Genomic DNA, 405 nt, shown 5'->3' with positions numbered 1-405 from the left:
CCCGACGATGTGGCGCGCGATCCTTATCTGCGCCGCCTGAAATGCACCTATCTTGCGATCATGCTGGCGCTTGCGGCGGCGGCAACGATTGCGTGCGCGGCAGCCCTTGCGCTCGATCCCGAGCACGCCTTCGTCGCGACGCTGGTCGTGGCCGCCCTCGTCCTGTGCGTGGGCGGCTACGCCCTCATGCTGTATTTCCGCGCGAACGTGCAGCGCTACAAAAAGGCTCAGGGCTGGGTGGCCGAGGGGCGCCGCAGCGCGGGATTTATCGGCGACGAGCCCTTCCCGAAGCCTTTGTCCCTCGCCTGGGATCTGCTGTACGTGCCCGTGATCCTCATTACGCTGGCCATGTGCAGGGGCACCTTGTCGGGCATGGCGGGATAGCCCACGATGCCCATGGCCAGC

1 pseudogene is annotated in these 405 nt (G+C 66.4%); it reads left to right on the top strand.

What is annotated here, in order from left to right:
* Positions 1–384: pseudogene (locus tag NE591_RS12900) on the top strand (hypothetical protein); the annotation flags it as partial.
* Positions 385–405: the final 21 nt, after the last annotated feature.

This window comes from Adlercreutzia sp. DFI.6.23 (genome assembly GCF_024462535.1).
Lineage (GTDB): Bacteria > Actinomycetota > Coriobacteriia > Coriobacteriales > Eggerthellaceae > Adlercreutzia > Adlercreutzia rubneri.
This window is presented reverse-complemented; position numbering and strand designations above follow the sequence as displayed.